The following is a 6,345-nucleotide window of genomic DNA, read 5'->3' on the forward strand; positions in this document are numbered from 1 at the left end:
GAGAAGCAAAAATGCCCATTGATTTCGGCCGATGCGGACAAACGGTCCAAATGAGAAGCAAAAATGCCCTTGATTTCGGCCGATGCGGGCAAACAGCTGAAATGAAGGGCAAAAATACCTCTGATTTCAGCCGATGCAGGCAAACGTCCGAAATGAAGGGCAAAAATGCCCTTGATTTCGGCCGATCCCGGCCATTCCGCCAGGGTTATCTGCAAGGGAGTTTTTCCGCCGCCTACTTCGTCAGGGAACACACGTCCAAGAGGATAACAGGCTGGCTGTGCTCCGCAACGTATAAATATAACAATAGTTGTTCCTGAAAGGATGAGGATGGATGCAGCGGAAAATCAATCTGCTCTTATTGTGTTTTAGCCTGCTTGGCGGCGGCATAGCTTTTGTGCTTGGAGAGCTGCTGCTGGGCAGCAGGCCTTATGATCTGCCGTCAATCCTGATTGTCGGCATCTATTTCGCCATAGTGGCGCTTGGCATCGGACTGGGTGCACTGCTGGCTGAGATGATCTCCCCGCGGCTGAACGGTTTGTCATGGAAGCAGCGCTATCTGGGGCTGTCGTGGAAGCTGCTGCCGCTGACGGTGGTTATACTGTTCGGCGTCGGGACGCTGATGGAGTTTGTGTATGAGCTGAACTTTGGCGGCATCAAAACGGTCAAAAATGTCGTGATGGTCATCGACGACTCGGGCAGCATGCAGCAGAGCGACCCCGGCAACAGCCGGTATGCCGCCGCGCAGGCACTGGTGCAGCAGATGGACACTGACAATCAGGTTGCTGTAGTAACCTTCAGCGACAATGCTTCCGTTGTCCAGCCGTTGATCTCCCTGCGGAGTACGGATAACCGCGAACAGGTATCCGAGGTTATCAGCAACCTCCAGACGACTGAAGGCGGTACAAATATCAGCGGCGCTCTGACTGAGGCAATGAATGTAATCAGCAGTAACGGAGAAGCAAGCCGGGGTGCCATGGTCATTATGCTCTCAGACGGCTTTAGCCAATTTGATACAGCTACTGAATTAAATGAGTATAAAAGCCGGGGAATCGCCGTGAACACCGTCGGGCTTGCGCTGGACGACCCGTCAGGCGCCACATTGCTGCGAGATATTGCCGCTGCGACAGGTGGGCAATATTATGATGTTACCGATGCGGGCCGTCTGGGAGAGGTATTCCAGCAGATCTATGACCGGCTGGGCGACCGCACCCTGCTCACAGAGCGCAGCGATGCTACAGCAGACAGTCCTTATTATGCAGTTGTGCGGATTCTGGCGCTGATGCTGGTGGGTACTGCGCTTGGGATCGGGCTTGGCATTATTTTTGATAACCGGCATTTGGCCAAAAGCTTCGGCATCGGCGGCTGGACAGCCGGCCTGTGTGCCGGTCTGATTCTCGAATTCGGGCTTGACGGCCATTCCGTCGGCGATACGCTGGTCCGGCTGAGCGCTGTACTGGTGCTGGCGGCTATTATCTCACTCTTTACCTATGTAGTACCGGTCGGCGAAGGACGGCTGTCCCGCCGGGGAAGAAGAGAGGCGGCAGCGGCAGCATCCGGTTCCGAAGGGTTTCATTCGCCGCGCAGAAACGGGAACAGCAAGGGCTTCTAAGGCCCGTCAGCACCAGCTAAAGTTAATGAACAGGTGAAAGGAGCATACAGTCATGAGGTACGCCGAAGAAACTCTCCCTGCACAGGCCATTACGGAAGTGACTGCCCGGGTGGAGGACCGGTTCTGTACGCTGAGATGGCGCTGGCCGGACGGCGTACAGGCGGTCTGCATCCACAAAGGAACAGCGGAAGGGGCGGATCGCGGCCCGCTTCCGCCTTCCGGCATGAAGCTGTACACCCGTGAGGAATACAAAGCGAACAACGGCTACCGCGACCGGATGGATGATATCGGCCTGGTGGTCTATACGATATATGCCCGGATTAACGATAACGGGGAGACACTGCTCATCAGGCAGCCGGACCGTTCTAACGAGATTACAGTCAGCGCCGGCAAGGCCAGGATTTATTATTCCGTCAGCCAGAAAAAAACGATATTCAGCAAGCAAAAAACAGTACATATGACGATTACCGCCGAAGTGCCGGTGCCGAAGGATGTACTCTGTTATGTCAAAAAAAGAGGCGGGCATCCGGCCTCCAGGGAGGACGGCATGCTGTTCCCGTTCGTGCAGGATTTTGCCGCCGGACGGAACGCGCTGCCGCCGATCGAGATCGGCAAAGAGGACTTTGTGCGGATTTTTTTCACCGATGGACGGAAGTATGGGCAGTATTACGAGCTGGTGCCGGAATAAGTGTATTTCGTGCAGTTAAAAGTCCACATTTTTCACTCGTACTTTAGCCCATGGCGAATGACCGACAGAAAAGTAACGCTCAGACAACGACAAAACGTTGGGAGGAATAGAGATGTCTTTTTTCAGCCGCTTTATGAAGAAAAACCAGCCGCAGCCGAGGCCGCTTTTTTATGATATTGTGTGCCCGTACTGCTTCACGAAATTCCAGCCGGAGGAAGTCGTTTTCCGGGCCATGCACAGCCGTGAGGATGATGAGAATTACGCGCTGGGCGAGGATGATGCCCTCAACAAGTACCGTGAGCGCTTCGGGCTCGATACCGTGGATGATATGGAGGCCATTCTGAATCCGGCGGATATTCCGGAAGAATACCATCATTACACAGACCATGTGCTGACCGGGCTCACCGACCGCTACGGGGTGCTGACGCGCAGACGGCTTTGTCCGGCCTGCCATAATGAGCTGCCTGTAACCGCGGGCAAGGTGCCGAGCAACATTATCTCCATCATCGGCGCTTCCCAGGTAGGGAAGTCGGTATATATGACCTCGCTGATCCATACGCTGCAGCATACGACGGCGGGGCATTTTGACGCAGCCTGCATGCCGCTGAATGCCGAAATCAGCCGCAAGTTCCGCACGCTGTACGAAGAACCGCTGTTTGAGCGCGGCGATCTGCTGGCCTCGACCCAGAAGGAAAAAATGCAGGAGCCGTTCATCTTCCAGTTTGTCTTCAAGGATGAGAGCAAGCCGCCGCTGACGCTGGTATTCTTCGATGTTGCCGGTGAAGGCATGGTGGACCAGGATTATCTCGGGCTGCACGGCCAGCATATCAAAAACTCCGCGGGTATCCTGTTCATGGTTGATCCGCTGCAAATCCGCTCTATCCGCGAGAAGATCCGCATCAACTACGGCGACAAGCCGGGCGAGTGGGTATCGCAGTATGATGAACCGCGCGATGTGGTGCTGACGATGTTCGGCGATTTTATCGCCTATCAGGAGAAGAGCAAAACCTCCATCCCTACAGCGGTCGTGCTGACCAAAAGCGATATGCTGCATTCGCTCAAGGATGAGGACGGCGATTATATCAAGTCGAACAGCAATGTTTTTAATAACTATGTGCACCGTAAAACATTAAATCAGGGCGAGTATCATAACATCGACGGGGAAATCCGCCGCTTCATCGAGAAGGTGGACCGCCCGTTCAAGGATACGATGGATGTTTATTTTGCCAATACGGGGTATTTCGCTGTATCCGCGCTGGGCAGCAATCCGGTCAATCAGAGAATAGAGGGTGTGGTCAGCCCGATCCGTGTGGACGAGCCGTTTATCTGGCTGCTGCATAAGCTGAATTATATTGAGGGGAGCGACGGGCCGTGAACAGATTTACAGGGTCCGGCATCACCCAGCAGATGTACACCCGCGAGCGGCGCGGGGTTTACCGGGCAACCGAGGGCTTCGATACGGTAGCGAAATCGGACAGTCTGGATAATAATTTTGTCAAAAAAATTCTCCACCCCTTCTGCGTCTACGATGCTCCGGCTGAGCTTGCGGCACGCGGCGAGAAGAACGAGGAGATTTATCCAACTGCGCTGCATCTGTTCCATACGGAGACGAACGATACGGTAATTGGTCAGAGCCGCTACCTGGCGGCTGATTTTACGGGGCAGCGGAGCGCTTTTTTCGCCCATAACTTTATTGTGCCGCCGATCCGCTCGGAGGAGATTGTGGAGCATTACGGCGACTGGCTGCATGCAGACTTTGCTGTCAGTCATGAAGGGGAACCGGGCGGAACTCTGCCGGAGCTGGACCATATCCCTGTGAAGCAGCGCGAAAGCCGGCCTGACCCGCTGACCGTGCTGCGTACGCTCGGTTTTAATGAAGAATGGTTCAAGGCCCTGTTGCAGGCTGTTATGCTCTCTGTCGCCGGGAAGAAAAAAATCTATATTGCGCTCGATGTCCCCATCAGCGAGGTGTCGCAGCGTGCTGCAGAACTGACAGAGATTCTGTTCAGTGTGCTGCCCTATGATTACCGCCGCAGGCTGGGCGTCATTACATATGCGAATGAGCCCCAGAGCCGCAAATACATTCACCTGACCTTTGTGGAAAAGGGTTCACTGCGTCCCGGGGACCGCAATATCGAGAAGGATTATGTGTTCGATCTGGCCTCCCGCCGTATGCTCAATGCTGATTTTGGCGGAACGCCCCAGCCTTTTGCCGAGCTGGTCTGGAAGACGCTTAACCGGAAGGGCAGCATGGAGGATTATGCCCGTTTCGCCGATTCCCTTCTGACAGGTGAAGGGCCGGAGCGTAAGCTGCAGCTGGCGGTATATAACGAGCTGGCGGTCTTTTATGAGATTGAGCAGGGGGAGGAGCAGGCGTACACGGACAATAAAATCGCTGTGCTCAGCGGTCTGTTGTCCTACCTGAAGCCCCAGGGAGCATTGGAGTCACGGGTGCGGCTGAATGATCTGTTCCTGGAGCGCTTCGACCGTGAGTATGATGCCATCCGGCAGCGCGGGATTCCCCAGCCTGAAGTGCTTGAGCAGTTCAAGGAGTACTTTGTGCTGGAGGGGCATAACTACCGGGGCAAAATCGTCGACTTTTTCATCAACGGCATGCTGAACTGTCCGGCTGCAGGGCGGGAGGATGTGCTGGCTTCGGCTTATGGCATTATTGAGAGCAATGAAGAGCTCAGTGCTGCTTTTTTCAAAAAAGTGCTGGGCCAGCCGATATTCCGCAGACAGCTGCTGGAGCCTTATATGGAATCCCGGCTTGCTGCTGCGGCTGATTCAAGGGACGTTATGCGCTTCGTATTCCATTGGGGGCGTGCTTTACCGGAGGTGCTCGAGCAGTCCTTTGCCCGGGACATGGTTAAGGAATATCTGCTGGAAAAGCTGGCCGGGGACAACAATCCTGTGGCTGCCGTAGCGGCCGCCCATGATTTTGTCGAAAAAGCCGAAAAAGAACGGCGCAGAGGCAGCGGCCTCTATCCGGAGGCGATGTCGCTGCTGCTGGAGCTGGCGGATGCAGCAGACCGCTTTTTGCTCAGCCGTGTTGATCTGGACGAGCTGACGCTGGAGCAGCTGCTGGATATTTCGTTCCTGCGTTACCGCGACGCTGAGGACTGGCAGCCGCCGCTGGATTCCATCAGCAGACGCAAAGCGAATGCCCTGCGGGCCGCCTACCGCTGGTTTGGCGAAGAGAAGCCGGATGAGAAGATTTTTGCCGGCCTTGCTCCGCGGGAGCTGGACGATGTGCAGCTGCTTGGACGGCGATGGCTGAAGGATATGCGCAGTGCGGAGCCTTTTGATCGTCTGCCGCTAGCCTTCTATCATATCAGTGAGCGCGAGGACGGGCCGCTGGATTATGAGGCTTTGCTGGAGCTGGTTGTGCGCAAGGCGGATGGAGATAAGGAGACGGTGTACCGTTTCTTCGACTGGTCGCAGGGCAGCAGGCTGTTCACGGTTTCTAATAAAAAGCTGTGGCCGGGATATAAGCGGGCCATTCTGAAGTACTTCATGAACAAAGACCGTGAAGCCTTCAAAAACCGGGATTTCCGCAAAAGCTATGCCGCCGCCGCAGGACCGGCACTGCAGAATGTTTATAACGAAGCCCGGAGCAAGCTGGCTTCACCGCTGGCGCGGTGGGTCAGCCGCAGCCGATTTCAACTCCTGATCAGCGGCTACGTTCTGGGGCTCGTGATCATCGCGGTCATTATAGCGGTCAGCCTGCTGCGGCCGGACCCTGCCGATACAGCGCAGCCGGAGACTGGCTCCGGGGATGGCTCGGTTACGGTAGCGCTTGGCAGCGGCGGCGCGGCCGGCACCCGGCTGGTGTTCACCTTTGAGGATGCCGCGGAGTGCTCCGCCTTTAAACCGGCGGAGATCGGGCTCATGTCCGGGGATGAGGTGACGGACATGTATGATGTGGTTGCGACGGCGGGCAGCTGCCTCGTGGTGTCGCCGGAACCGGGAGCCGCCGCCACGGATGCAGCCGGCTCTGGTACAGACGGCGGCGCGGCGGACAACGCAGGAGCCGGGACGGACGGCG

General features: G+C 56.0%; 5 protein-coding genes. 4 read left to right on the forward strand and 1 reads right to left on the reverse strand.

The window, feature by feature from the left end; all coding sequences use genetic code 11:
• Positions 1-215, reverse strand: a 215-nt coding sequence (locus AWJ19_RS10720) for a hypothetical protein (protein WP_198536540.1), incomplete at its 3' end; no start/stop codon positions are given.
• Between the two features lie 116 nt (positions 216-331).
• Between AWJ19_RS10720 and AWJ19_RS10725 the strand changes: the two genes are divergently transcribed.
• From AWJ19_RS10725 to AWJ19_RS10740, 4 genes are all read left to right on the forward strand, one after another.
• Complete coding sequence (locus AWJ19_RS10725) at positions 332-1,609, forward strand: vWA domain-containing protein (RefSeq protein WP_068723604.1); 1,278 nt, start codon at positions 332-334, stop codon at positions 1,607-1,609.
• 52 nt (positions 1,610-1,661) lie between these two features.
• Positions 1,662-2,297 (forward strand): beta-mannanase, encoded by a 636-nt coding sequence (locus AWJ19_RS10730; RefSeq protein ID WP_068723605.1) that lies wholly within the window; start codon positions 1,662-1,664, stop codon positions 2,295-2,297.
• 112 nt (positions 2,298-2,409) lie between these two features.
• On the forward strand, positions 2,410-3,672 hold the full coding sequence (locus AWJ19_RS10735) for a hypothetical protein (protein WP_068723607.1): 1,263 nt from the start codon (positions 2,410-2,412) through the stop codon (positions 3,670-3,672).
• Positions 3,669-6,345 (forward strand): hypothetical protein (locus AWJ19_RS10740; protein WP_068723609.1); only part of this gene is annotated, 2,677 nt, incomplete at its 3' end. The genes AWJ19_RS10735 and AWJ19_RS10740, both read left to right, overlap by 4 nt.

The organism is Paenibacillus sp. DMB5 (assembly GCF_001517085.1).
Taxonomy (GTDB): domain Bacteria; phylum Bacillota; class Bacilli; order Paenibacillales; family Paenibacillaceae; genus Paenibacillus_AQ.

What these genes read in the sequence shown, in the direction of transcription:
- AWJ19_RS10725 (WP_068723604.1), top strand. Translation starts at nt 332, where the DNA reads ATGCAGCGGAAAATCAATCTGCTCTTATTGTGTTTTAGCCTGCTTGGC.
- AWJ19_RS10730 (WP_068723605.1), top strand. Translation starts at nt 1,662, where the DNA reads ATGAGGTACGCCGAAGAAACTCTCCCTGCACAGGCCATTACGGAAGTG.
- AWJ19_RS10735 (WP_068723607.1), top strand. Translation starts at nt 2,410, where the DNA reads ATGTCTTTTTTCAGCCGCTTTATGAAGAAAAACCAGCCGCAGCCGAGG.